The following is a 26,345-nucleotide window of genomic DNA, read 5'->3' on the forward strand; positions in this document are numbered from 1 at the left end:
TGCGGATTATGCCAGCGCGCAGAGCCCCGCTTGCGACGCAAGCCGCAAAGACTCCTTGCTCCCACACGCCCGCACCTGCCAAACGCGCGGCATGACGGTTAGCGTGAATATGGGCACCGACGGCAATGGTACTGCCGTCGGCGTCGACCTGGAGGAACTACTCGCCACCCGCCTGTTGGTGCAGGGCAATTCGGGATCGGGAAAGTCGCATCTGCTGCGCCGGCTGCTCGAGCGATCGGCGGGGCATGTCCAGCAGATCGTGATCGATCCGGAGGGCGATTTCGTGACGCTCGCCGGGCCGCACGGCCATGTCGTGATCGAGGCGGGCGACTATAGCGAACGCGAGATTTCGCGCATCGCCACGCGGTTGCGCGAACATCGGACGTCCGCGGTGCTGAGCCTCGAAGGGCTGGAGGTCGAGGGGCAGATGCGTTGCGCCGCGTCGTTCCTGTCCGCGCTGTTCGATGCGCCGCGCGAGCATTGGTATCCGGTGCTGGTGGTGGTCGACGAAGCGCAGATGTTCGCGCCGGTGACCGGCGGCGAAGTCTCGGAAGAGGTGCGCCGTGCGTCGCTGGCCGCGATGACCAACCTGATGTGCCGTGGTCGCAAGCGCGGGCTCGCCGGGGTGATCGCGACGCAGCGGCTGGCGAAGCTTGCCAAGAACGTCGCGGCGGAAGCGTCGAACTTCCTGATGGGTCGCACCTTCCTCGACATCGACATGGCGCGCGCGGCCGACCTGCTCGGGATGGAGCGGCGGCAGGCGGAGGCGATTCGCGATCTCCAGCGGGGCACGTTCATGGCGCTCGGGCCGGCGGTATCGCGGCGGCCGATCACGGTGAAGATCGGCGACGTCGCGACGTCCGCGCGGAGCGGCAGCCCCAAGCTGACGCCGTTGCCGAGCGCTGCGCCGATGGACTTGCAGGATTTGCTGTCCGAGCCAGTGGTCGACGCCCCCGAACTCGGCCTGATGTTCGATTCGCGCCCGCGTCGCGTGCCGGCGGAGGAACTGCTCGACGGCATCGCCCGCCCGCCCGAGCCGCGCACCGCCGCACCGCCGCCCCCTGAGAAGACCGACGACGAGGTCGAGGCGGTCTACGCCGACGTCTTCCGCGCGATCGTCGAGGATCCGGAGTCGACGTTGCGGCCGCCATCGGTGCTGTTCCAGGATTTCCAGGTGCGGTGCCGGATGGGTGGGCTGGCGAAACCGCCGCTCGATTTGCCGGGTTTCGTGCGGCGTCTGAGTTGCGCGCGTGCGGGGATATTCGACATGACCGATGAAGCCTGGACGGCGGCGCTGGACGTGGCGAGCGGCCTGCCGGACGACATGCTGGGCGCGTTCCTGCTGGTGGCGCGGGCTGCGCGCGAGGGCGAACCCTGCCCGTCGGACGCGCGGATCGCAGCGACGTACGGCACGAGTTCGCTAGGCCGAGTGAAGCGTCTGATCGGCTATATCGAGAGCCGGGAGTTGATCGTGTGCCGGACTGACCTTGCGGGCAAGCGCTCGATCACGATCCCGGGGCTCGGGTGGACGACGTTGCCGGCGGAGGCAGCCTAAGATTTGACTCCTCCGTCATCCCAGCGAAAGCTGGGATATTCCGCGGCGAGGAGTGCGCCCGTCCCACTCGGTACGGGATATTTGACGGGGCGCGTTCCTCCTCGCCGCAGAAGATCCCAGCTTTCGCTGGGATGACGGTTGGGGGGGCACATGGCGCTGGGCGGCTGGGTCTACATGATGACGAACAAGCCGTTTGGCATGCTGTACATCGGCGTCACCGCGTATCTGGCTTCGCGCGTTCACCAACATCGGATCGATACCGGGTCGGCCTATTGCCGGCGGTATGGTTTGAAGATTCTGGTGTTCGCCGAGCAGCATGGAACGATCCAGGACGCGATCGCTCGGGAGAAGATGCTGAAGGCTTGGAAACGGTCGTGGAAGGACGAATTGATCGCGACGATCAATCCTGAGTGGGCGGACCTTTACGACCAGCTTCATTGAAGCGGTCACTCAACCCATAAACCGTCATCCCAGCGAAAGCTGGGATCTCCTGCGGCGAGGAGGAACGCGGCCGGTCAAACAACCGGCGCTGCGTAGTTTGGAAACGCTCCTCGCCGCGGAATATCCCAGCTTTCGCTGGGATGACGGCTCAATCAGACGATCCTCAGATCATCCCCAACGCCTGGAGATACACTTCGAGGATCGCTTCCTCCTCCTGATATTCTTCCTTCTTCTTCTTCCGGATCGACAGGATTTTCCGGATCGCCTTGGGGTCGTAACCACGGCCCTTGGCTTCGGCCATCACGTCCTTGATGTCGTCCGAGATACCCTTCTTCTCTTCTTCGAGACGCTCGGCGCGCTCGATCAGCAGGCGCAGTTCGTCCGCTGCGACCGCGCCGCCGCCCATGCCGTGTTGCCGTTCGTCAGACATCGAAAATTCCCCACTCGCCAGCGCCGCGCGCCGGCCTAAAGCCAATCGAGATACAAGCCCGCACCGGTGACCGCCGTCTCACGACGTCGTGAATCATGCCGCTGCTGGTGCGAGACGGCGTCTAGGCGTTTACCGTGCTTGGCTCAATCGCCTGAATCGAACGGCGCGTTCTTCGCGACGCTCGCCTTCATCCGTTCGAGCTGCTCGGGAGTCGCATCGCCCTGATGGTGCGCCTTCCATTCCGCATAGGGCATTCCGTACACCGTCTCGCGCGCTTCGTCCTTCGACAGGCCGCCCGCTTCCTCGACCCAGTCCGACAGGCAGTTCCGGCAGAAACCGGCGAGCCCCATCAGATCGACATTCTGCGCGTCCTCGCGGTGGCGAAGGTGGCGGATCAGGCGGCGAAAGGCTTTCGCCGCTACGGCATCGTCCAAAGTATCGAGGCGATCGGGATTCATTCGTATGCTCCGTGGTTGATCGTACGGAGATAGGGTTTAAGGCCCGTCGCGGCAAAGACCTCCCCCAGGAAACGCCGAGGAAGACGCACCGCATGACCATGGCCATCGCCCCCCGTTCGCGGAAAGTCCGCATTCTCGCGACGCTCGGCCCTGCCAGCAGCACGCCAGAGATGATCGCAACGCTGTTCCGCACCGGCGCCGACGCCTTCCGCATCAACATGAGCCACGGCGACCAGCAGTCGAAGATCGCCGTGATCCAGGCGATTCGCACGCTGGAGAAGGAATATGGTCGCCCTTCGACGATCCTCGCCGATCTCCAAGGGCCAAAGCTGCGCGTCGGCAAGTTCGACGGCGGACGGACCGTGCTCGAAACCGGCGCGACCTTCGTGCTCGATCGCGACCCGACGCCGGGCGATGCGACGCGCGTCGAACTGCCGCACGACGAGATCTTTGCGGCGATCGAGCCGGGCGCGCGCCTGCTGCTCGACGACGGCAAGCTCGTGTTGCGCGTCGTGTCGCACAGCCCGCGTCAGATCACGACCCGCGTTGAAGTCGGCGGTGCACTGTCGAACAGCAAGGGGCTGAACGTCCCCGACGTCGTGCTGCCGATGGCCGCGCTGACCGAAAAGGACCGCAGCGATCTCGACTTCGCGGTCGACCAGGGCGTCGACTGGATTGCGCTGTCGTTCGTCCAGCGCCCGGATGATCTGTGGGAAGCGCGGAAACTGATCGGCGGCAAGGCGGCGCTGATGGCGAAGATCGAGAAGCCGGCGGCGATCGAGCGGCTCGAGGAGATCGTCGAGGCGTGTGATGGCGTGATGGTCGCACGTGGCGATCTTGGCGTCGAACTGCCGCCGCAGCAGGTCCCGCCGTTGCAAAAGCGCATCGTCGAGGTTTCGCGCCGGATGGGCCGCCCGGTCGTCGTGGCGACGCAGATGCTCGAATCGATGATCACCTCGCCGTCGCCGACGCGGGCGGAAGTGTCCGACGTCGCGACCGCGGTGTATGACGGCGCTGACGCGATCATGCTGTCGGCCGAGAGCGCGGCGGGCGCGTGGCCGGTCGAATCGGTGGCGATGATGGATGCGATCGGCGTCTCGGTCGAGGCCGATCCCGAGCATGGTGACCGCATGCACTTCACGGTGATGAAGCCCGATCCGACGACCGCGGACGCGCTGGCCGAGGCGGCGAAGAACATCGCGGCGACGGTGTCGGCGGTGGCGATCATCTGCTTCACGACGTCGGGCTCGACCGCCCGCCGGATCGCGCGCGAGCGGCCTTCGGTGCCGCTGCTGGTGCTGACGCCGAGCCAGGAGACTGCGCGGCGGCTCGGGCTGCTGTGGGGCACGCATGCGGTGCACACGCGCGACGTCGAGTCGTTCGAGGACATGGTGGCGAAGTCGAAGCGGATGGCGTTGCGGCATGGGATGGCCAAGGCTGGCGACCGCGTGATCGTGCTTGCGGGCGTGCCGTTCCGGACGCCTGGGTCGACGAATGTGCTGCACGTGGTGCGGATCGTCGGGGACGAGCTGAAGGGACATCACTCACAGGTTTGAGCGGGGGCTTGAACTGGCGGCGCGCGCGGCTTGCCGGTCGCTGCCATGCAGATGCAGCCCTTTGATGGGGAAAGTGGACCCCGCCCCGATTGGCCCCTCGCGAAGGCGGGGGGCCAGGGTACCAAGCACTGCGGTATTCAGCTGAGCCTCGCGTCCGCAATGGAACGGCCTTGGTGTAGGTCGTGTCTTTCTCGCACCCGCACTACATTCAAGCTGGAACACCATCGAACGCCACCCCTTCCCGGTCATGCCGGGCTCGCGGTCCGCGCGGTGTGCGGAACGGTGGCCCCGGCCTCCGCCAGGGTGGAGCTATGAGGCTGGTGTGCGAACTAATCTAGGCTAGCGCTCGCCTCCCGAATACGCGATGTCGCCGGTAAGGACCGCACGGGAGGCGCGCACATGACATTACGCGAGAAGATCGGTTGGGGCGCACTCGCCCTGCTCGGAGCCTGCGCGCTCGCGGTCGTCGCATTCGAGCGCGGCGAGCATGTCAACGCGTTGTGGATCGTCACCGCCGCCGTCTCGGTCCAGCTGATCGCGTACCGGTTCTATGCGCGCTACATCGCGCGGCACGTCATGCAGCTCGATCCGTCGCGGCAAACCCCGGCGCTGCGCCGCGCCGACGGGCTCGATTACGTTGCGACCGACCGCAACGTCCTGTTCGGCCACCATTTCGCCGCGATCGCCGGCGCCGGGCCCCTCGTCGGGCCAGTGCTCGCCGCGCAGATGGGCTATCTCCCCGGCACGCTCTGGATCCTCGCCGGCGTCGTGCTCGCGGGTGCGGTGCAGGATTTCATGATCCTGTTCATCTCGATGCGCCGCGACGGGCGGTCGCTCGGCGAGTTGATCCGCATGGAGATGGGCGCGATTCCCGGCGTGATCGCGCTGATCGGCGCGTTCGCGATCATGGTCATCATCCTCGCCGTGCTCGCGCTGATCGTCGTCCGCGCGCTCGCGGGCAGCCCGTGGGGGCTGTTCACCGTCGCCGCGACGATCCCGCTCGCCTTCCTGATGGGCATCTACACGCGCTGGATCCGACCCGGAAAGGTCGGCGAAGTCTCCGTTCTCGGCGTCATCGGGCTGCTCGCCGCGATCGTCTATGGCGGCACCGTCGCCGCTTCGCCGGCGCTCGCGCCGTTGTTCACGCTGACCCCGGTGCAGCTGTGCGTGCTGATGGTCGGCTATGGCGCGGTCGCCTCCGTCCTGCCAGTGTGGCTGTTGCTCGCGCCGCGCGATTACCTCTCGACGTTCCTCAAGATCGGCGCGATCGTCGCGCTGGCGATCGGTATCGCGGTCGTCGCGCCGCCGCTCAAGATGCCCGCGCTCACCCCCTTCATCGATGGCAGCGGCCCGGTCTGGTCGGGCGGGCTCTTCCCGTTCCTGTTCATTACCATCGCGTGCGGCGCGGTGTCGGGTTTCCACGCGCTGATCGCCAGCGGCACCACGCCTAAGCTGATTGCCAGCGAAGGCGACGCGCAGTTCATCGGCTACGGCGCGATGCTGATGGAGAGCTTCGTCGCGATCATGGCGCTGGTCGGCGCGTCGATCCTCGATCCCGGCGTCTATTTCGCGATGAACAGCCCGGCGGCGGTGGTCGGCACCGACTTCGCCTCCGCCGCGACCGCAGTGACCGCGATGGGCTTCCCGATCACGCCCGAGCTCCTGGCGCAGACCGCGAAGGACGTCGGCGAGACCACGATCGTCAGCCGCACGGGCGGCGCGCCTACGCTGGCGGTGGCGATGTCGGAAATCTTCAGCCACCTCGTCGGCGGGCAGGCAATGAAGGCGTTCTGGTATCACTTCGCGATCCTGTTCGAGGCGCTGTTCATCCTCACCGCGGTCGATGCGGGGACGCGTGCCGGGCGGTTCATGCTGCAGGACCTGATCGGGCTCGCGGTGCCGTCGTTCCGCAATGCCTCGGCGATCGTGCCGGGGCTGATCGCGACCGCGCTCTGCGTCGTTGCCTGGGGCTTCTTCCTGTATCAGGGCGTCACCGATCCATTGGGCGGCGTGAACACGTTGTGGCCGCTGTTCGGGATCTCGAACCAGATGCTGGCGGCGGTCGCGCTGGTGCTCGCCACGGTCGTGCTGTTCCGGATGAAGCGCCAGCGCTACGCGTGGGTGACGATCCTCCCCGCTGCGTGGCTGTGCCTGTGCACGATCACCGCTGGGCTGATGAAGCTGTTCGCGAGCGATCCGAAGGTCGGCTTCCTCGCGCATGCCTCGAAGTTTGCGGATGCGGCGGCGCGCGGTGAGCTTCTGGCGCCGGCCAAGACGATGGCGGAGATGCAGCGGATCGTGCTCAACGACCGGATCGACGCCGGGTTGTGCGCGCTGTTCCTGGCGGTCGTGCTGTCGATCGTGGTCTTCGGCATCCGTACGTGCCTTGCCGCGCTGAAGATCGACCGCCCGACCGTCACCGAAGTTCCGCCGCAACTGGTGGCCGCGGAATGATCCGCGCGCTTTACGCAAAGGCGCGCGAGACCGCGCTGCTGATGGTCGGCGTGCCGTCCTACGCCGCCTATCGCCAGCACATGGCGGAGCGCCATCCGGATCATGCGCCGATGGACGAGCGCGCGTTCTTCCGTGATCGGCAGGAGGCGCGGTACGGCAGCAAGGGCGGAGGGCGCTGCTGTTGACCGAGACGCTTTCGACCGTCGCTCGACTCCGGGCAGCGACGGCGAGCGATCACGACGCGGTTGATGCCGGGTTTGGACGCTATGACCTGAGCGATGCGGACGATTACCGCGCGTTCCTGATCGCGCACGCCAAAGCATTGCCGGCGGTCGAGGCTTGGCTTGCCGCGATCCCGGGACTGGGTGCGGTCCGGTCGAGGGAGACGGCGCTGGCCGAGGATCTCGCCGCGCTGGGCGAAGATATGCCCACACCAATGGCGTTCGATGTGATGCCGAGCGAGGCGGCCGGCTGGGGTGCGATGTACGTGGTCGAGGGCTCACGGCTCGGCGGCATAATGTTGTCGCGGTCGGTGCCCGAGGGGATGCCGTCGGCGTATCTCGGTTCGAAGCATCTGTCCGGCGAATGGCGCGCCTTGCTTGCCGCGATTGACGACGAGCCCGCCGACGACGCCTGGGTCGAGCGGGCCATCGTCGGCGCCAAGGCGGCGTTCGATCTGTATCGGCGCGCGCCGGCCTGATCTCGGCGCCTGAGATGCCAGCCTTAGATCAGCGCAGGAGCTTGGGCGCTTCCTTGCCGATATATTCCTGAATCTTGCTGGCGAAGAGCCCGAGGATGCCGGGCAGGTCGACGACCGCATGGACGTTGGTTTCGTAGACCGTGACCGCGCTGGCGATCGTCTGGCCCATCGCCTTGACGGTGAAATGCAGCGTGTCGCCCTCCCAGCGGTGGTCGGTCACCGAGCCGCCGGGGATGCTCGCGCTGATCTTGTCGATCCCGCCATCGAGCCGCGCGCGGACTGCGGCCTTGCCGAGCTGGTGGGGGATGTCGACGGTAACTGGAGTGGCCATGGGTTGATCCTTGAATTGAGTATTGGCCTTAGGTCGCGAAAATCATGTCGTCGTTGGCGAACGCCTTGAACTCAAGTGCGTTGCCCGACGGGTCGTAAAAGAACATCGTCGCCTGCTCGCCGGGCTGGCCCTTGAAGCGGATGTAGGGCGCGATCCCGAACTGGACGCCGGCGGCGGTGACGCGTTCAGACAGCGTGGTCCAGTCTTCCATCGTCAGGACTACGCCGAAATGGGGCACCGGGACGGCGTGGCCGTCGACCGCATTGGCGACCGCGACGGGTTTGGCCGAAGGGTCGAGATGCGCGACGATCTGATGGCCGAACAGGTCGAAATCGATCCAGTGATCGCTGGAGCGGCCTTCGGGGCAGCCGAGCGTTGCGCCGTAGAAGGTGCGGGCGGCGGCTAGGTCGTGGACCGGGAAGGCGAGGTGGAACGGGCGTAGGGTCATGCCGGGAGGATAGGGCGGGGGATCCGGTTCGTCGACCCGGGGGATTGCGTGGGATTTCCACGGATGTGTGCCCGCCCGTCCTTGTTCTCCCGCGAAGGCGGGAGTCCAGTCTGGGCTCCCGCCTTCGCGGGAGAACAAGATTTGGTGCGGGTGTCCTTCCCCCTCATTACTCCACCCCGGCGAACGCCGGGGCCCAATTGGGGGACGTAGCTAACGGGGAACCGCGCTTCGTTAATGCGGCCTTTCCAATTGGGCCCCGGCCTTCGCCGGGGTGGTGCTAGGTGGCGGGGAGCTGCTCTTCATGCCCCACCCCACCAAACCGAAAACATTGCCCCACCCCCTCCGCCACGCCATAGCGCCAGCGTGAACCGCTACCCCGCCCTCGCCTGCCTCGTCCTCGGCGCGCTCGCCGCGACTGGGTTCGCCCCGCTCGACCTGTGGCCGCTGACGCTCGTCGCGTTCGCGCTGTGGATGAAGCTCGTCCACGACGCCCCCACCCTGCGTCGCGCACTCTGGCGCGGATGGGTGTTCGGGGTCGGGCATTTCACCGTCAACAACAACTGGTTCCAGCATGCGTTCGACTTCCAGGACGCGATGCCGCCGGTGCTCGGCTATTTCGCGGCGGTCGGGCTGGCGCTGTATCTGGCGGTGTTCCCGATGCTGGCAGGCGGGATCGCTTGGCGGACCGCACGACGGCCCGGCACCCCAGATGCGACGTTCGTGCTGGTCTTCGGCGCAGCGTGGATCGCGACCGAGTGGCTGCGCGCGACACTGTTCACGGGCTATGCCTGGGATCCGCTGAGCGTCGTCTGGCTGCCTGCGATCGGCGTCGCGCGGCTATCGGCTTGGGTCGGCACCTACGCCTTGTCGGGAGTCACGATAGTCGCAGCGGGTGCGCTGCTGATGCTGGCCTCACGCCGTTGGACCCTGCCGGCGGTCGCGATCCCCGCGTTGGGTCTTGCCGGATTATCCGCGCTGTGGACCAATGCCCCGCCGCCAGCGCCTGGCACGCCTCTGGTCCGTGTCGTCCAGCCGGATATCGGCCAGGAAGACCGCAGCGAGACCGATGGCGAGCGCGTGCTCTCCGCGCTCGAAAAGCTGTCCGGCCAGGGTGGCGCCACCCCGCGTCTCGTCGTCTGGCCCGAGGGCGTCGTCCGTGACTACGTCGAGGATGGCTACCCGTTCTACGCCTATGGCTGGTCGAGCCCGCTCTACCTCCGCCGCCGGATGGCGCGGCTGCTGGGGCCCGAGGACATCCTGCTGATCGGCGGCACCGCGCTTGAGTTCGACGCCAAGGACCAGATTTCCGGCGCGGCGAATTCGGTGTTTGCGCTCGACGCACAGGCGCGGCTGCGGGGGCGGTACGACAAGGCGCACCTCGTGCCCTATGGCGAGTATCTCCCAATGCCGTGGCTGCTGAAGCCGCTAGGCCTCGCGCGGCTCGTGCCCGGCGATATCGACTTTACCTCCGGCAAGGGCCCCGCGAACCTGACGCTGCCCGGCTTCGGCTCGATCGGGATGCAGATCTGTTACGAGATCATCTTCTCGGGCGAGGTCGTTGATCGCGCGCACCGCCCCCGTATCCTGTTCAATCCTTCAAACGATGCGTGGTTCGGCAAATGGGGCCCACCGCAGCATCTCGCCCAAGCCCGGATGCGCGCGATCGAGGAAGGGCTGCCGATCCTTCGCGCCACCCCGACCGGCATTTCCGCGATCATCGCCGCCGATGGGAGGCTCGTCGCGACCGTCCCGCACGAGACCGCCGGTGCGATCGAGCAGCCGATGCCGTCCGCCCTGCCCCCCACGCTGTTCTCGCGCGTCGGCAACGCGATGGCGGCAATCGTCGCCATACTCATGCTCGTCACCGCGGTTGCCCTGCGCCGTCGCCAGCGCTAGGGTCATATAAAGCTTTCCTTATATGACGCTCGCTTCAGAGCATGGCAAAGAGGCCCGCATGCGCAAGTCTTTCCTCTTCACTTCCGAATCGGTCTCCGAAGGCCATCCCGACAAGGTCGCCGACCAGATCAGCGACACGATCGTCGACCTGTTCCTCGCCAAGGACCCGCAGGCACGCATCGCCTGCGAGACGCTGACGACCACGCAGCTCGTCGTCCTCGCCGGTGAAATCCGCGGCAAGGGCATCTACGAGAACGACCAGTGGGCCGACGGCGTCCTGGAAGAGATCGAGGCTGCGGTGCGCAACACCGTCAAGGAAATCGGCTACGCGCAGTCGGGCTTCCACTGGGAGACGTTCCGCTTCGAGAACAACCTCCATGGCCAGTCCGCGCACATCGCGATGGGCGTCGACGAGAGCGGTAACAAGGACGAGGGCGCCGGCGACCAGGGCATCATGTTCGGCTACGCGACCGACGAGACCCCCGGCTTGATGCCTGCCACGCTGTATTACAGCCACAAGATCCTCGCCAAGATGGCCGAAGACCGTCACTCGGGCGCCGCGCCGTTCCTCGAGCCCGACGCCAAGAGCCAGGTCACGCTGTCGTACGAGAACGAAGTGCCGGTCGGCGCGACCGCCCTCGTCGTCTCGACGCAGCATGCACCGGGCTATTGCGAGAAGGGCGACAACGCCGATCCCGCCAAGTACGCCGTGCTGCGCGACTATGTCATGGGCGTGTTCAAGGACGTGCTGCCCGACGGCTTCATCACCGACGACACCGCGATCTACATCAACCCGACCGGCCAGTTCGAGATCGGTGGCCCTGACGGCGACGCCGGCGTGACCGGGCGTAAGATCATCGTCGACACGTACGGCGGCGCGGCGCCGCATGGCGGCGGTGCGTTCTCGGGCAAGGATCCGACGAAGGTCGATCGTTCGGCTGCGTATGTCGCGCGCTATCTGGCGAAGAACGTCGTTGCCGCGGGTCTCGCGCGTCGCTGCACCATCCAGCTCAGCTATGCGATCGGGATTGCCGAGCCGCTGTCGGTGTATGTCGATACGCATGGCACCGGCACCGTCGAAGAGGCCAAGCTCGAGGCGGTCCTGCCAAAGCTCGTTCGCCTGACGCCGAAGGGCATCCGCGAGCACCTCAAGCTCAACGCGCCGATCTACAAGAAGACCGCGGCGTATGGTCACTTCGGTCGCGAGCCCGAGGGTGACATGTTCACCTGGGAAAAGACCGATCTGGTCGACGCGCTGAAGGCCGCCGTCGCCTGACCATCACGGTCCTTCCCCGCATAGGGAAGGATTACAGGATCTATAAAGCCTCGCTCGAGCGATCGGGCGGGGCTTTTTGCTGTTCAGCGTCATCGACCGCCGGCGCGGCGCTGTCCTCTTCACCGCGCAACGGACGATATTCCCCTACGTAATCAATGCCTTTTATCAAATTATAGCCGTTTCGCGACTATCTTGGATTAACCATTTCCGGCTAACGGAGGCGCCTCGCTTCTTCGGATACTGCTTATGCCCCGCCGCATACGATCATTAGTTGCTTCGCTGGGCGAGGAGGTGTCGGCGCATGCGCGGCAGTCGGAGGCGATCGCGGGGCGGACCAACCTGCTGGCCCTCAACGCGACGATCGAGGCCGCACGGTCGGGCGATGCCGGGCGTGGGTTCGCGGTCGTCGCGCAGGAAGTGAAGGCGCTGGCTGATCAGGCGCGCACCTCATCCGCCTCATTCCGCGAGCAGATTCTCGGGCGCCTGCAACAGGGCGCGGCGATCGCCGAGCAACTGGTCCGCGACGTCGAGGGCGGGCGGCTGGTCGAACTCGCGCAGTCGATCGCCGACACGCTGTGCCGCACGCTGTACGATCGCTCGATCGACATCCGCATGCTCGCCTCGGATCATTCGATCGGCGAGGCGATCCTGTTCCGCTCCGATTCCCCCAAGGTCGAGGCCAAGGCGCTCGAACGGCTGCGTGCGCTACTCCGCTGCTCGCCCTATTTCCTCAACGCGTTCGTGGTCGACGCGACGGGCCAAGTGGCGGTCTGCGCGCATGACAATGCCTCGGTCCGCGGCGTCAATTTCAGGGGCTATTCGCAGTTCGAACGCGCGCTGGTAGCCGATCTATCACAGGAATGGTCGACCGACGATGTCTGGGAAAACCCCTGGTCGGATCGCCGCAAGGTGCTGGTCTATGTCGCGCCGGTCCGCTTCGACGGCGCGACGATCGGCGTGTGCTATCTCGAATATGATTTCGAGGGGCAGACCGCGACGATCATGGACGTGATCCGCAAATCGAGCTCGGGCGCGGTGGTCAGCATCGTCGATCCACAGGGCCGCGTCGTCGCCAGCACCGGCGCATACGCCTATCACGCGCCGCACCCCTATGTGAAAGCCGGCGGCGCACCACGGATCGAGGCACGCGATGGCTTGGTCGTCGCGCAGGCCGCGGTGCCGTCGGATCACGGGTTTTCCGGACTCGATCTACGCTGCGTGATCGAGGATCACGTCGCCACCGACGACGAGATTGCCGCGATGATGCGCGCCCGCATGCGTGTCGGCTAAGAGGCTCAGGCGGGTTTGGTAGTGGTGACGACCTGACCCTCTACGACCGGCGCGACGCGGTCGAATACCGCGCTGACGAGCGCCTCCGCGATCCAGCCGACCGCAGCACCGACGACGAGGTCGGACAGATAGTGCTTGCCGTTGATCGGTTGCGCGGCGGCGACCATTCCGGTGATGATCGCGGCGGGCGCCCCTGCCCCATCGATATCGCGCGATACCGCGCGCGCAACCGCGACCGCACCCGCGGTGTGGCCCGACGGGAACGAGGTCTGGTCGTGATCGTCGCTGTCGCCCGGTTCGAACTTCGCCTTGCCGTCCTCGATCGCCTTTTCGGGGCGGGTGCGATCGACCGAACTCTTGATCGCGGATTTGACGAAGGTCGCCGCCGCATGCGCCGCGAGCATCCGGACGCCGCCACGGATCATGTCGGGGCGGCGGGCGATCAGGCCGATCACCGCGGTGCCGATCGAGGTTGCGACAAGCTGTGGCTGGTCGCCGATCTCGGCCAGGATCCCAACCGCCTTGACCGCAGGCCGGTCGCGCTGCTCGGCGGCCTTCAGCGTGACGCCGCGATCCGCCGCCTCGACCGTCTTCGCGGCACGTTCGATCTCACCCATCAGCTTTCGTCCCGCCCGTTCATCTCACCGCGCACCTGCGCATGCGCCAACAGCGCGAACAACCCCGCACCGCCCAACAGGTTGCCGAGGATTGCCGGCAGCATCAGCTCGAACAGCGTCTGCACGACGCCGGTCTTGCCCGCGAACAGCAGCAGCCACGCCTCCACCGAGCCGACGATCGAATGGCTGAACCCGCCGATCGCGACGACATAGGTAACCGCCAGGATCACCAGGAACGACTGTTCGCGCGCATTAGGCAGCGACCAGGCGAGGATCGCGATCATGAACCCGGCGGGGATCGCGTTGACGAACGTCGCCCCGGCCGACAGCTCGGTGATCGCAACCGAGACCTCGATCATCGCGGTCCGCAGTTCGCCGCCGCCGAGCAGGCCCGCCGCGATCATCCCGCCCGCTAGCGCCGTACCGAGCAGATTGGCACCGAGCACGATCGTCCAGAGCCGTAGCGTGCGTCGCAACGCCCAGCCAGACGGCCGCGTCACCAGCGGCAACATCGCGGTGATCGTGCTCTCGGTAAACAACTGCATTCGCCCGAGGATGACCATGAGGAAGCCGATCGGATAGCCGAGCGACACGACGATCGACCGCCACGGCGTATCGGGCAGCGCCGCGTGGAGCGCGCCCTCGGCGATCAGCGAGCTCGCGATCGCCATGCCCGCCGCGAGGCCGGAAAAGAACAGCGACGAGACTGGCCGGTCGAGCTCGTCCTGCCCCTCCTCGCGGACCGCGCGGTGCAGATCCTGCGCATCGGCGGCCTTGAGGTCGTCGACGTCGTCCTGCGGTGGGGTGGAATCCGGTTTGGCCATTACGCCAGTGTAACGGCCCGCCGCGCGTTTCGGTCCCACCGGTCGCGCCGTGTCACGCCTCGGCCCTTGTCACGCGCCAGGGATCGGCGCGTGCGGACCGGTCGATGAACGCGAGGATCTCGCTCAATCCCGGCTCGCGCAAGCCATCGAACGGAGCGCCACCAAGCGCCCATTGCGGGTTGATCCCCGGATCGAGCGTCAGCGCCTCGCCCCAGACGGCATGGAGATCGCCGAGTTCGGCATCGTCCCACGCCACCTCGTCCTCGGTCCGGGTCCGGCCGCGGGTCTTCGACTCATGGTGGATCAGCTCGATCTGCGGGCAATAGCGCACCCGATACCCCGCCGCGCGCGCGCGCAGGCAGATGTCGATGTCGTTATAGGCGATCGGCAACCGCGCGCAGTCGAACCCACCGATTTCCGTCAGCACGTCGCGTCGCATCGCAAGAAAAGCGCCGGTCACCGCCGCCGCATCATGCTGCGTCACATAGCGCCCGCCGGGTCCTGGATCGTCGAACGCGGCATGACGCCCCTCGTGCAGCGGCAGGCCTTCGCCCGCACCGAGCACGATGCCGGCGTGCTGGACGGTCATGTCGGGATACAGAAGACGCGCGCCGACGATGCCCGCCGCCGGATCGGACAACAGCCGGTCGAGTTCGCTGTCCCACCCTTGCGTCAGCATCACGACGTCGTTGTTCGCGAACAGCAAAAGGTCGCAGTCCGCCGCCCGCGCGGTGGCCATCCCGAGCATGTTGGCGCGCGACCAGTTGAACGGCTCGTCCATGACGACGACCGCATGACCGGATCGCGTGGCGTAGTCGTCGAGCAATGCGTGCGTCGCGGGCTCCCGGCTCCGGTTGTCGACGATGATCACGCTGATCCGGTCGGGCATGTCGGCCACCGCGAGGAGACTATCGATCGCCTCGGTCAGCATCGCCGCTTCATCGCGGGTGGGCATGACGATGGCGATGCGCGATCGCCGCGCTGCCATCTGAGGTGCCGTGGCATCGATCGGTGATGCCGCCCCGCGTAGCTCCGTCGCGGCCGGTCTCTCCACTCCGTCGTCGTACAGCGATGCGAGGATCCGCGGAACATGCGCGACCGGCGATGCAGCCGCTCGCGCGGCATCGATCATCGCGGCCCGTAAGCCAGCCCCCGATAGCGTGTCGCGGTCGCGGGGCATTCGGAGCATATCGTTCCGCGCCGCGACGAGACGGGGCGGTGCCGCTGCGCGCAACGACCAATCGTCGACACCGTAGAGTATCGGATCGACATGACGCTGACCGCGCGCCCAATGGCGTCTGACATGATCGTGATCGCATGTGACCGCGGCCGCGCTCGACCGTGCCGCAGCATAGCGCAGCCAGGCCAGCGCATGGGGGTGCAGAATGACGCCCGCATCAATGCTGACCAACAGCCCTGGTCGCGACGCATAACCACCATCGTCGTCGAACCCGATCCGTGGATCGGTGATCGTCATGCTGGCGACCGGATGGTCGGCGATTCCGGACGCATCCACCAGTCGTGCTACCCAGGACGGATCCGACTGGTCGAGCAACGCGGTCAGTGTCACGCGCACCGACGACGCCGTCGCCGCCCGACAATCGATCGCGAGTGTGATCGGCTCGCTCCCGTCGTCGGCCACCGCCGAGAGCGGCGGCGGTGGCCGTATCGCGACGTCGGATCGGAACCGGTCATACGCGGCCATCGGATAGGCCGATGTTCCGATCCAGGCCCGCAACGCCTCGTTCGCGTCCGCCAGCGCCTCCGCCACCGCATCGAGCCGGCGCCACATCGCCTGACGATCGATGGTCGCCGCGGGGATCAGATCGCGAGCGCCGAGATGGACGAGTTCGCCCAGCGCGGAGTCCAGCGTCGGATCGAGGCGCAGTGCCTGCGCATATGCCGCGACCGCCCCGGCACGGTCATCCTGCATCTTGAGCAGATGACCGAGCTGCAGATGCGTGTCGGCGCTGAACCGGTCGATCGACAACGCACGGCGATACGCGTCGCCCGCGGCCTGGATGCCACCCGATTCCTTCAGTGCATGACCCAATTGGACCCATAGTCCGGCGTTGCGCGGCTGGACGCGCACCACGGCGCGATACGCATCCGCTGCTGCCAGCCAGTCGCGGCGATCGCGCGCGGAATCCGCGCGTGCGATCAGCGCAGCGACCGCGTCATCGGATGCGATCACGAAACGCCGACGGCAACAGGCGCGAGTCGGTCCGATAGCCGTTCGGTGAACGCCTCCATCGTGAACATCGCCTCATAGACCGCGCGCGCCGGCCCCCGCACCGATTCGCGCAATGTGCGATCCTCGATCAGCCGGGTCAGCAGCGCGGACAGGTCGGCCGCGCGCGCGGTCGGATAGACGAAGCCCGACACCTCGTGCTCGATATAATCCGACGTCCCGGTACTGTCGCTGCACACGATCGTCTTGCCCAGCGCCAGTGCGTCGGACGCCACCAGCGGTAGCGGATCGTCACGCGACGGGACCAGCACGATGTCGATGTCGGCCAGGCAATACCAATAGTCCGGATGCCCCTTTTCACCGTGAAAATGGATACCGTCCTGTCGGTGCCACGTGCGCCGGACCTTCTCCTGGAAATCGGGATCGTGATCGCGGCCAAAGAAATCGAGCGTGGCGTTTGCGCGCGTGCCGGGCTGGAGCATCGCAAAGGCCTGCGCGGCGATATCCTGGCCTTTGCGTGGTTCGAACGATCCGAACACGCCGATCCGGACGACGTCCCACCGCGCCGGTACGGGATACAAATCCTTTGGATCGGCTATCCCGGTCTCGAGCAAGCGCGAGGACACGCCATGCCGGCGCAGCGCCGCCGCGGTCCGCGTACTGACCGCGAGGATGTTACACGCCGATCCCAGCACGGCGCGGAACCCGTCGGTGTCGCGCACCATCTCGTCGATCAGCCCGGATTCGTGAATGTACCAGCGCACTTCGGTCTCCGAATCGAGCTGTTTCACGACGCGCCAGCCGATGACGGTATTGACGATCACGGTATCGAAATTGCGCGCGAAATCACGGAAGCTCGCATGGTCGGTCAGCGCGAGCGCATCGATGATGACGGGAATATCGGCCTCGGCAAGACGGGCGCGCATCGGTCCGTCGGTCGGGCACGTGACGACGACGAATGCGCCCGACCGTTTCAGCGCGATCGCCATGTCCGCAGCGACGCGTGGGGCGCCGCTGTTCGTCAGGTCGTGCGATACGATGAGGATGTCGGGCCCGTCGCCAGCGTAGCGCAGTGTGGCGGGGTGGATCCGATAGGGTTCCTGCGAGTCGATGTAGCTGATCCCGCTCATCGTTGGCGGGAAATACGGATCGTCGGCGATCAACGACGGAAAGCGCTTGAGCAGGAAGATATCGACTTTGCTCTTCTTCCAGCGCGACCCCGTGGGCAGATCGGCATCGACGCCGATCGAGGCGCCGATCGAGGCATGGCCGATATGGATCAGTTCGGCATGCGGCGTATAGACCAGCCGGTATCCCGCCTCGCGAAGCCGCAGGCTGAGATCGACGTCGGAATGGGCGATGCCGACGTTCAGCGCATCCCACCCGCCAAGGTCCCAGAATAGCTCGGTCGGCATCGCCAAGCACGCGCCGCACAATAGGCCGACGTCGCGCGTCGATTGCGCCAGGTTGAAATGCGCTGCCGTATCGCGCGGAAAGGCGTGGAACGTCGTTCCCGTCAGTTGCCGCAATCCGACCGCCATGCCGGCATATTGAATGCGGCCATTCTCGTAGAGCAGCTTGGGGCTGACGCCGCCGACGCCAGGGCGGACGAGCTGCTCCAACAGCGCCTCGATCCAGTCCGGCGTGATGACCAGCACGTCGTCATTGTGGAATACGACATAATCGCCCTGCGCGACCGCGGCACCGGCGTTGCATTTTGCGGAGAAATTATACGGCGCATCGAAGATCGCGAAACGGATGCGCGGCCCGTCCATCCACTCGCGACACTGCGCCGCCGTCCGCGAATTGGTGACGATCACGATCTCGTATCGGGGATAGGCGGTCCATGCGACGATCGACATGACCGTCCGGACGATATGCCCGGCGTCGTCCGACGGGATGATGATCGAGACGAGCTGATCGAACGTCGCATAGTCCGCACGCGGGCGATTCGATGCCGGCAACGCGACCGCACGACCGGTCCAGCCGCGGCGATCCATTGCCGCCTGGACTGCAGCGATGTTGGTCAGCCGCGCCTCGGGCTTGCCACCGCTTGCAGCAGACCCCTCGATCATCCGCCAGCCATACAGGACGTCGCGGATGTGCTGAACGGTCGGCGCGGTCTCCGAAATGCGGAGCGCAAGATCATAGTCCTGCGAGAAGTCATACGCGCTGCGAAAACCGCCGACCGATCGGACGAGCGTCGATCGATAGACCGACAGATGCCCGGTATACATCACCGACAGCAGCAGCGCCGGACTCCAGTCGGGCTTGGTCAGCAGTTCGTCGGGCTGATCGTCGATCCCGATCTTGCACTCGTCGCTGTAGAGCCAGTCGGTGTCGGGTGACGCATCGATCCGCGCCGCGACGATTTCGAGCGCATCGACGGTCAGCATGTCGTCATGATCGAACAACGCGACATATGCACCGGTGGCGAGATCGAGTGCGCGATTGGTCGCCTCCGCGATCCCGCCATTGCGCCGCGATGTGGCAAATTTTATCCGCGCATCGGCCGCGCAGAACCGCGTGACGATGTCGGTCAACGCAGGTTCGCGCGAACAGTCGTCGACGATGCACAATTCCCAATTGGCATAGGTCTGCGCGAGAACGGAGAGGATCGCCCGCTCCAGATACACGACCGGCGAGCGGTAGATCGGCAGCAGGATCGAAATCGTGACCCCGTCGGTCACGGTTCCGACACGGTCGTGATCGAGCCGGAACCGCCGTGCGAGATCGCGCTGACCGGTCCGGTAGCGGTCGAGCACCCCGCCGGCCGGAAAGCCATCGCTACCGTCATCGCCGCTGGCATCGCCGCCGGCATCGCCAACGCCGCGCGCGACATCGTGCAGCGGCAACACGCCGAACATCGTCACCACCTCGCTTGCGGTCGCGGCGGTCGCGGCGTGCAGATCGCGGACCACCGCATCGAACTGGTCGGGATCGCGACGCAACAGATCGAGCTTGGCCAGCGCGTACCGGTCGGGGGACGGCCTGCCTTCGCCGGTGGCGGTGTCGCCGAGCAGCCGTTGCACCACCTCGCTCGCGGCGGCGATCCGTTCGTCTGCAGGGCGTATCGACGCCAGGGGCAACGGCGGTGGGCGAACGCCGACGTCCGACGGCGCGAGCAGGTCGAAGGTCGCGCAGGCGAGGGCCTGCTTCCGGCCGAGGAAATGCACGTAGAGTTCGAGCGCGCTTTCGCCGCCGACCGGCGATCCGCCAAAGGTTTCGAGGATTCGACCGGTTTGCAGCCCGGCGATCGGCGCCACACCCGCGGCGTCGCCATAGTCCAGATAATGCGCGAACGTCGCGTCCGCCGCGGCCATGTCGGGCGTCGCTTCGCGGTAGCGCAGCCCATCGAACAACGGCGTCGGGCCAGCGCTCTCGTGCGGGGCATGCGTCAGGTAGTGGATGATCGGTATGACGCCCGTCCGGGCCGCGGCGGGATGGTGTTCGCGGTACCAGTCGCCGGCGAACAGCGGATGCGGATCGAGCCCGTTCGGGCCGCCGACCTTGAGAAAATGATCGAGCGGGTTCGCGCCCGTCGGCAGGTCGCCCGTCACCTGCGCGCGATAGAAGCGGCTGTCGAACAGCCGATGCGGTTCATGGCCTTCGGCGGCGCCGACGGTCGTATAATGCCGTGCCGCATCCAGGTCCGCGCCCACCCCATAGCGCTGTCGGTACCAGTGCGCGTCGAACAGCGGCGAGGTCTCGATTGCATCACCGTGCCCGACGATGTGGTCCGTCCTCGATGCGGCATCCGGCACCGGGACATCAACCGCGAGGACGACCGGATCGCGGGTCGGATCGGTAGAAAACGCGTCGCGTGCGGCCTCGATGTCCGCGGCGAGTTGTGGATCGCCAAGCTCGGTCGCTGCATCGACATTGGCGTCGAGCGCATAGCCCGCGACGTAGGCGAAACACGCGGCCGCCCGCTGCCCGCGCATCTTGTGCAGATGGCCGATGTTGACGAGCAGGTCCGAATCGCGCGAATCAAGCCTGTAGGCGGCGTGATACGCCTCCATCGACGCGCCGAAATCGCGCACTTCCTTGAGCGCGTGCCCGAGTTGAACCTGGATGGCGAAATCGCCGGGAAAGGTCTCGAGGTGACGACGATAGGCATCGATCGCCCCCGCCCAGTCGCGGATGTCGCGCGATGCGTCGCCTGCGATCCGCGCCGGCGATCGCGCCGCGGATCCGGCCCCGGCTCTGGACGCAGTGCCCATCAACCGGCCGAAGCCCGTCCGAAATAAGTTGTTCATCGGTCTCTCTTATTTCGGGGCCTTCACCGCCCTACTATAAGATCAAGCCGCGCGAAGGCTATAACCGATCAAAGTATAGTCGTACAATTTTGGGGCGGATCTCCTTATAACGGATGACGCGTACATTCTTCATCGCTACGACCCCATAATGCAAAGTGCGTCATCCTCGCCGGCTAGTGCCACAGCACTTGAAATCGACATGGGTCCATTCGACTTTTGGCCACCCCGATCGAGCCGAATTCAAGGACTTGGCGGTTCCGAACCCTCCGAAGACCCGGCCTATGTCTTTCATACCCGCTATGTGTCGCTGGAGAGCAGCACGGTCCGCTGCTCACTCGTCTTCACCGGGCTGACTGCAACGCTTGGCTCGATGATCGTTCGGGTCAACGCGTTGCCGCTCGACGGATCGCGCCCAGCGGAGACGATCAAGACCTGGCCGATCGCGGTGAAGGAGATCGTCGCGGCCGGCGGGACCATGCGGCTCACCTTCGATGCGGTCGACGGCATGCAATATGCGGTGCTCGGGCATCTCTATACCGAGACCGACGCCATCGCGCAGTCGTTCACGATCCTGCTCGACGCCGCCGTCCGCCAACCGCATTTCGAGCAGCAGGTCGAGGCGGCGCGCAAGTCGATCTTCGGCCAACGCGTGTTCCGTCGCGCCTCGCGGTTGCTGGCACACGGCAAGGCGACGCTGGCCGATCCGGTATCGCAGACCTGCACCGCATCGCAGTTCAACGAGCCGGCCTATGACCAGTGGCTCGAACGTCTCAAGCTGGCGAAGCACCGCCATCGCAAGCAGTGGGAATTCGTCTATATCCTGCAGACGCTCGAGCGTTACGGGATGCTCAAGGCGGGGGCGCGCGGTTTGGGCTTCGGTGTGGGCATCGAACCCCTGCCCGCAGCGATGGCGGCGATCGGATGCTCGATCGTGGCGACCGATCTTGCCGCCGACGACGTCCGCAGCCGCGACTGGACCCTGACCAACCAGCATAGCGAAGGCCTCGACCAGCTTCGCTATCCCGAGATCTGTCCAAACGACGTCTTCGATCGCAACGTCGCGTTCCGCGTTGCCGACATGAACGCGATTCCCGCCGACCTGCGCGGGTTCGACTTCACCTGGTCGTCATGCGCGTACGAGCATCTCGGGTCGATCGAGGCCGGTCTCGATTTCGTCCGCAACGCGGTCCAGTGCCTCAATCCGGGCGGGCTCGCGGTACACACCACCGAACTCAACCTCACCTCAAATGATGCGACGATCGATAGCGGCGGTACTGTCCTGTTCCGCCGTCGCGATTTCGAACGGCTCGCGGTCGATCTCGTCTCGCGCGGGCATTTCGTCGCGCAGATCAAATATGATCTCGGCGACACGCAGCAGGACGCCTATGTCGACGTGCCCCCCTATTCGGCGGACAACCATCTGAAGCTCGCGCTCGGTCAGTATGTCACGACCTCGTTCGGGATCATCGTCCGCCGCGGCGATCGTTGACGCGCGGTAACGTCGGCCGATCAGGCCCGCGTCATCACGCCATCGCGACGACCGCGTCGATCGTCGCTTCGACCACGTCGATGTGCTGGCCCCAACTCACCGGCTGCCACCGCGCCATCCGGTCGAGTTGCGCGGCACGACGCGGCGATTCCGGTCGCGAATAGGCGATGACCGACTCCAGCCACCCAAGACCATCGAGCGGATCGAGATAGTCGGGCGCCTCGCCGCCAACCTCACGCAAGGCGGCGATGTCGCTGCAGATCACCGGAAGCCCGGCGGCGAGCGCCTCGCTGACCGGCATGCCGAAGCCCTCGGCAAACGAGGGCAACAGCAAGGCCTGCGCGCCGCCGAGGACCGCCTGCATCTCGCGATCGGACATGTTCGACGCCTCGATCACATGGCCCGACACCGCGGCACAGCGCTCGATCATGTCGATCGCATTTTCATTTTCCCACCCGCGCCGACCGATCAGCACAAGCTTCGGCGCCGCCGTGCCGAGCTTCTCGGCCAGCCTGCGCCAGACGTTGAGCAGCAGCAGGTGGTTCTTGCGGGGCTCGATCGTCGCGACGCACACGAAATACGGACCGTCCGGAACCGATGACAGGATTGCCGGGCGAGCGGACGGGAGCAGCTCGACCGGGTCTGTCCCGAGATGCGCGACGCGGACGACACGCTCGCTGCGCGCATCGGTCAGATGCCGGCCAACCGCATCGATCGTCGCGGCCGAATTGCCGATGATCCCGCTGGCATGACGGTCGATCGTCCGCATGACGTCGCGGTGCCGCGCGTGACCGTCGATCCGCGCGAACTCCGGGTGGGTCAGCGGGATCACGTCGTGGATCAGCGAGATCAGCCGTGCGCGTTCGCGTTTCAGGATGGCCGCGACCAAATCGATATCCTCGAGATGATGATGCGATGCCTGGAGATAGATGCGGTGGCGGTCATCGGTCGGCACCGGCCGTGGCCGAAGGGCCAGAAGGTGCCGGTTGGCGGCAGCCCGCACCGCATGCGGATCGAGCACGTCAGGGTTCCGCCATCGCGCATCGGTGAAGCTGAGGAACTGCCGCACCGCCCCGACCGGCAATCGCCCATAATAGCCGCCCGCGGGATGCACCGCCGCAAACGCCAGTCGGTCCGGAATACGGTTGAGCAATTCGCGCGCATAGACGAACTCGACGCGATCGATCCCGGTCGGCGTCACATGATAGGATCGGCTCAGCAGCCGCGACAGATCGAGCACGACTTCCGCGTCCACGCTGGCGCGCCCACCAAGCCAACGCGGCACCAGAGTCCGGGTAAGCAACATCGGCGCAAACGCGCGAAACGGCTTCAAACACCGTCCCCGTCATGCATGTCGGGCATATTGGGTCCACCGCCCGCGCCCCGGTCGGCGTGCACCGTGTCTACCGGCTCGCGGGTCAGGCGGCGTTCGGCGTGCCGTACGAGCATCGCGATCCCTGCGTCGCTCAGATAGCCGCCGGGGATCAGGCAGCGATCGATCAGCACGCGCTTGAACGCATCATACAGCGCCGTATCGACCGGCGGCGGATCGGCCCAGAAAGTGTCCAGCGGTTCGCGCCGTACGATTCCTTCGATATCGTAGATCGCCTCGCCGAGCACTGCCACCGGCACGCCCGAGTTCAGCGCCAGCGTGCCGACCGTGCTGTTGACGGTGACGACCGCGCGGGCCTTGGCAACCAGATCGGAGATATCGCCGTCACCGATATAAAAAACCCGATCGGCGACCTTGTACCGCTGTGCCTCGCGGCGGACGAACCGCCGCCAGCTCGACAATCCGCCGTCGAGCGGGTGTCGCTTGACGATCAGGTTGACCCCCGCCGGGGCGGACCGTGCAAAGCTCTTGATGATGAACCGCAGCGCCGCACGCATGTCGCGAAACGGCGAATGGACGCGGATCTGATAATCCGAATTCAATTGCAGCGGCAGCGCGAAATACGGGGTGTCGCGGATCGCCGTCATCAACGCGGCGGACCGCCTGCGCTCGCGGCGCTTGGTGACGAAATGCACTGCCCAGCCAAGCGCCTCGCTCAACATCGCGGCGGAGCGGTGCGACCGATAGAATGGATATAATGGCCGGGTCAGCGCGCTGAAGATCGTATAGCGGCTGGTCTCGCGCAACCGTCGTGCGAAGCTCGATGGGACGGGTTCCACCGGAGGAAACCCCGACAGCCGGCCAGCCTGTTCGCGATACCAGTCGCCATCACGCGGCAATTTCGAGTTCCCGTTCACGCCGTCTTCTTGCAACGTCATGAAATCGGGGCGGATATAGCCTTCCTCGAAGACGTGGACGCGAATGCCACGCAGCTTGGCCATGCCGTGCGCAGAGGCGTGATGCGGCCTGCAATCGCCAAAGAGAATGACGTCGGTGACGAGATGATCGACGACAAAATCGTCGAAGAACAGCGGCCAGCCCTTCAGCGAGCTTCGATAATCGGTCGAGAATCCGCTCCAGTCGGCGCGATCGCCGCCATTCAGGTTGATCCGGCGTACCGCATGCCCCTGCATGGCCAGCGCGGACGCCAGCTGGTCGAAAAAGCCACCATGTGGTCCCTGCAGGAAGAGAAACGTCTGCTTGGCGTCGGTTGCTGGCGTCATCGAAGACCTGTCGCGAGTACGATGCCCCGCCGCCGGACTCGTCCGAGTATCTGGCGCATCAGGGTGAACGCGGTATCGGAGCGCCCCTGCCCCGCCGCGATGCGGGCAACGAGCGTTTCGACGTCGCAGAATAGCCCGGTGACCGGATCGATATACCGCGGGTACAGGATCAGCGTGCCGGCAACGAGCTGATCGATCGTCAGCATCCGACGACGCCGGTCGGGTTGCTCGACAAGGTCTTCGGTAAGCCCCCAGCCGGCGAAAAAGGGGCGGCCGTGTACCGTCACGGGGCGTCCACGCATCAGCGCCTCGAACCCGGTCAAGGATGTCAGCACATGGACGGCATCGACCCGTTCGACGAGCGACAGCAATGCACTGTCCTGATCGATCCGATCGACCCATTCGGCGGCGGCCGACGGCGACACATGACCTTTTCGGTGGCCGGCGACGACATCGGGATGCGGTCGATAGACAATGAACGCGTCGGGCTCGCAACGCCGTACGCGGGCCAGGAATTCGACGTTCGAGGTCACCCCGCCGCCGCCGCACAGCACCGAGCGATCATCCTCGACCTGCCCAATCGCGAGTACGCACCGTCGATCGGGCAGCGGTGCGAACGCCCCCGCATCGATTCCGTATTTGCCGATATGAGAGTCGCAGATCATGCCGCGCAGGCGTCGTGCCCGATCGATCAGCACATCGGAAAACGCGTGCGTCTGCAACAGGGTCTCCAGATCGCTTGGCTGTGCAGGGTCGTAATAGACGCCGCACGTATCGATCGTCACTGAACTCGGCACGCGGCCATCGGCGCCAAGGCCGCTCGATCGCACGAAACCGTCCTCGACGATCTGTAGCGCGAGTCCTGCTGCTTGCACGTCGCGCGCGTAATCGGGCGGCATCCGCGACGCCCAGCCGGCGATCGCCCGCCCCGATCGACGCGCCGAGGCTAGCGCCTTTTTCGCGGAGGCGGCATCCGGGCTCCGTCGCCCGTCCCACAGGAACCTACCGATCGTGGTGCGCTTCCATCGCGCCATGCCGGTCATCACGCCGATTTTCCGGTTGGCGTCGAGCGTCCTGCGCCACCCCGCCAGCCGTGCGATCGTCTCGGTCAGCGTCGCGGGGCGATCCTCGAACGGATCGTGACACGCAAACGCGGTCAGCCGCTCCAGACAGGCATGTTCGATCCGCGCGGGATCGAGAATCGCCCCGCCCGCGTCATGCACGGTCACATCCGACAGCCAAGCGACGATCGCCAGGTCGTCGTTGGGATCCGCGTACACCGCGCGACCATCCGCAACCTGCGTCCAGGGATCGTTCTCGCCGTCCCAGAACGCGCCGCCGACGCGCGCCATACGCAATGCGTCCAGCGCAAGACGCGCCTCCGCAAGACTGGGTGGAGTGCCGCCCGCCACGGTGATCGCCACCGGCGCCACCCAGGGAAAGGGCGGTGCGCGCAACAGCGGCAGGACGCTGGTCCTGCGCTCGCTCGTCATGCTGCGTGACGACATGCCGCC

General features: G+C 66.0%; 21 protein-coding genes. 10 read left to right on the forward strand and 11 right to left on the reverse strand.

Going from position 1 to position 26,345, the window contains the following annotated elements:
- Window positions 1-91: 91 nt before the first annotated feature.
- On the forward strand, window positions 92-1,555 hold the full coding sequence (locus C8J40_RS01330; RefSeq protein WP_056051716.1) for an ATP-binding protein: 1,464 nt from the start codon (window positions 92-94) through the stop codon (window positions 1,553-1,555).
- 150 nt (window positions 1,556-1,705) lie between these two features.
- A complete protein-coding gene (locus tag C8J40_RS01335) occupies window positions 1,706-1,996 on the forward strand; it encodes a GIY-YIG nuclease family protein (protein ID WP_132895464.1) in 291 nt (96 codons plus the stop codon).
- A 163-nt stretch (window positions 1,997-2,159) separates the two neighbouring features.
- On the opposite strand, the gene C8J40_RS01340 is transcribed toward C8J40_RS01335, so the two are convergent.
- Together C8J40_RS01340 and C8J40_RS01345 are read right to left on the reverse strand one after the other, a co-directional pair.
- Entirely contained in the window at window positions 2,160-2,402 is a 243-nt protein-coding gene (locus tag C8J40_RS01340; protein WP_197942503.1) for a DUF2312 domain-containing protein, read from the reverse strand.
- 167 nt (window positions 2,403-2,569) lie between these two features.
- The gene (locus C8J40_RS01345) at window positions 2,570-2,884 is read right to left on the reverse strand and encodes a DUF1244 domain-containing protein (protein WP_132895465.1); all 315 of its coding nucleotides are present in this window, start codon (window positions 2,882-2,884) and stop codon (window positions 2,570-2,572) included.
- Window positions 2,885-2,976: 92 nt separating this feature from the next.
- On the opposite strand from C8J40_RS01345, the gene pyk reads away from it, so the two are divergent.
- From pyk to C8J40_RS01365, 4 genes are all read left to right on the forward strand, one after another.
- The gene (gene pyk, locus C8J40_RS01350; protein ID WP_132895466.1) at window positions 2,977-4,440 is read left to right on the forward strand and encodes a pyruvate kinase; all 1,464 of its coding nucleotides are present in this window, start codon (window positions 2,977-2,979) and stop codon (window positions 4,438-4,440) included.
- 399 nt (window positions 4,441-4,839) lie between these two features.
- Window positions 4,840-6,894, forward strand: coding sequence for a carbon starvation CstA family protein (locus C8J40_RS01355; protein ID WP_132895467.1), 2,055 nt, complete (start codon window positions 4,840-4,842; stop codon window positions 6,892-6,894).
- Complete coding sequence (locus C8J40_RS01360; RefSeq protein WP_056061299.1) at window positions 6,891-7,079, forward strand: CstA-like transporter-associated (seleno)protein; 189 nt, start codon at window positions 6,891-6,893, stop codon at window positions 7,077-7,079. The genes C8J40_RS01355 and C8J40_RS01360 overlap by 4 nt, the downstream gene beginning before the upstream one ends.
- Window positions 7,076-7,594 carry a biliverdin-producing heme oxygenase gene (locus tag C8J40_RS01365; protein WP_132895468.1) on the forward strand — a complete coding sequence of 173 codons (519 nt, stop codon included), beginning with the start codon at window positions 7,076-7,078 and terminating at the stop codon, window positions 7,592-7,594. Before C8J40_RS01360 ends, C8J40_RS01365 begins: the two co-directional genes overlap by 4 nt.
- Window positions 7,595-7,622: 28 nt before the next feature.
- Here the strand turns inward: C8J40_RS01365 and C8J40_RS01370 are convergent, their stop codons facing one another.
- Window positions 7,623-7,925 carry a polyhydroxyalkanoic acid system family protein gene (locus C8J40_RS01370; protein ID WP_132895469.1) on the reverse strand — a complete coding sequence of 101 codons (303 nt, stop codon included), beginning with the start codon at window positions 7,923-7,925 and terminating at the stop codon, window positions 7,623-7,625.
- A gap of 28 nt (window positions 7,926-7,953) precedes the next feature.
- Window positions 7,954-8,373 carry a VOC family protein gene (locus C8J40_RS01375; RefSeq protein WP_132736092.1) on the reverse strand — a complete coding sequence of 140 codons (420 nt, stop codon included), beginning with the start codon at window positions 8,371-8,373 and terminating at the stop codon, window positions 7,954-7,956.
- Window positions 8,374-8,736: 363 nt separating this feature from the next.
- Here C8J40_RS01375 and lnt point away from each other — a divergent pair, with 363 nt between their 5' ends.
- The 3 genes from lnt (at window position 8,737) to C8J40_RS20885 (ending at window position 12,835) form a co-directional block, all read left to right on the forward strand.
- Window positions 8,737-10,269, forward strand: a complete 1,533-nt coding sequence (gene lnt / locus C8J40_RS01380; RefSeq protein WP_207901116.1) for an apolipoprotein N-acyltransferase — start codon at window positions 8,737-8,739, stop codon at window positions 10,267-10,269.
- A 58-nt stretch (window positions 10,270-10,327) separates the two neighbouring features.
- The gene (gene metK / locus C8J40_RS01385) at window positions 10,328-11,545 is read left to right on the forward strand and encodes a methionine adenosyltransferase (protein WP_132895471.1); all 1,218 of its coding nucleotides are present in this window, start codon (window positions 10,328-10,330) and stop codon (window positions 11,543-11,545) included.
- 246 nt (window positions 11,546-11,791) lie between these two features.
- On the forward strand, window positions 11,792-12,835 hold the full coding sequence (locus tag C8J40_RS20885; protein WP_132895472.1) for a methyl-accepting chemotaxis protein: 1,044 nt from the start codon (window positions 11,792-11,794) through the stop codon (window positions 12,833-12,835).
- Between the two features lie 5 nt (window positions 12,836-12,840).
- Here the strand turns inward: C8J40_RS20885 and C8J40_RS01395 are convergent, their stop codons facing one another.
- The 4 genes from C8J40_RS01395 to C8J40_RS01410 are packed head-to-tail and all read right to left on the reverse strand — an operon-like array spanning window position 12,841 to window position 20,726.
- Window positions 12,841-13,452, reverse strand: a complete 612-nt coding sequence (locus tag C8J40_RS01395) for a phosphatase PAP2 family protein (RefSeq protein ID WP_132895473.1) — start codon at window positions 13,450-13,452, stop codon at window positions 12,841-12,843.
- On the reverse strand, window positions 13,452-14,276 hold the full coding sequence (locus C8J40_RS01400; protein WP_132895474.1) for a formate/nitrite transporter family protein: 825 nt from the start codon (window positions 14,274-14,276) through the stop codon (window positions 13,452-13,454). Before C8J40_RS01400 ends, C8J40_RS01395 begins: the two co-directional genes overlap by 1 nt.
- Window positions 14,277-14,328: 52 nt before the next feature.
- Window positions 14,329-16,470 (reverse strand): glycosyltransferase, encoded by a 2,142-nt coding sequence (locus C8J40_RS01405; RefSeq protein ID WP_132895475.1) that lies wholly within the window; start codon window positions 16,468-16,470, stop codon window positions 14,329-14,331.
- Window positions 16,467-20,726 carry a glycosyltransferase gene (locus C8J40_RS01410; RefSeq protein WP_132895476.1) on the reverse strand — a complete coding sequence of 1,420 codons (4,260 nt, stop codon included), beginning with the start codon at window positions 20,724-20,726 and terminating at the stop codon, window positions 16,467-16,469. The genes C8J40_RS01405 and C8J40_RS01410 overlap by 4 nt, the downstream gene beginning before the upstream one ends.
- A 301-nt stretch (window positions 20,727-21,027) precedes the next feature.
- Here C8J40_RS01410 and C8J40_RS01415 point away from each other — a divergent pair, with 301 nt between their 5' ends.
- Window positions 21,028-22,215 (forward strand): class I SAM-dependent methyltransferase, encoded by a 1,188-nt coding sequence (locus tag C8J40_RS01415; protein WP_165911336.1) that lies wholly within the window; start codon window positions 21,028-21,030, stop codon window positions 22,213-22,215.
- A 34-nt stretch (window positions 22,216-22,249) separates the two neighbouring features.
- On the opposite strand, the gene C8J40_RS01420 is transcribed toward C8J40_RS01415, so the two are convergent.
- From C8J40_RS01420 to C8J40_RS01430, 3 genes are read right to left on the reverse strand one after another with little or no spacing between them, the layout of a single operon-like run.
- The gene (locus C8J40_RS01420; protein WP_132895820.1) at window positions 22,250-23,521 is read right to left on the reverse strand and encodes a glycosyltransferase family 1 protein; all 1,272 of its coding nucleotides are present in this window, start codon (window positions 23,519-23,521) and stop codon (window positions 22,250-22,252) included.
- Window positions 23,522-23,544: 23 nt separating this feature from the next.
- Window positions 23,545-24,831, reverse strand: a complete 1,287-nt coding sequence (locus C8J40_RS01425; RefSeq protein WP_132895478.1) for a capsular biosynthesis protein — start codon at window positions 24,829-24,831, stop codon at window positions 23,545-23,547.
- Window positions 24,828-26,339 carry a beta-3-deoxy-D-manno-oct-2-ulosonic acid transferase gene (locus C8J40_RS01430; RefSeq protein WP_165911337.1) on the reverse strand — a complete coding sequence of 504 codons (1,512 nt, stop codon included), beginning with the start codon at window positions 26,337-26,339 and terminating at the stop codon, window positions 24,828-24,830. Before C8J40_RS01430 ends, C8J40_RS01425 begins: the two co-directional genes overlap by 4 nt.
- Window positions 26,340-26,345 lie beyond the last annotated feature (6 nt).

The organism is Sphingomonas sp. PP-CC-3A-396 (assembly GCF_004343105.1).
GTDB lineage: Bacteria > Pseudomonadota > Alphaproteobacteria > Sphingomonadales > Sphingomonadaceae > Sphingomonas.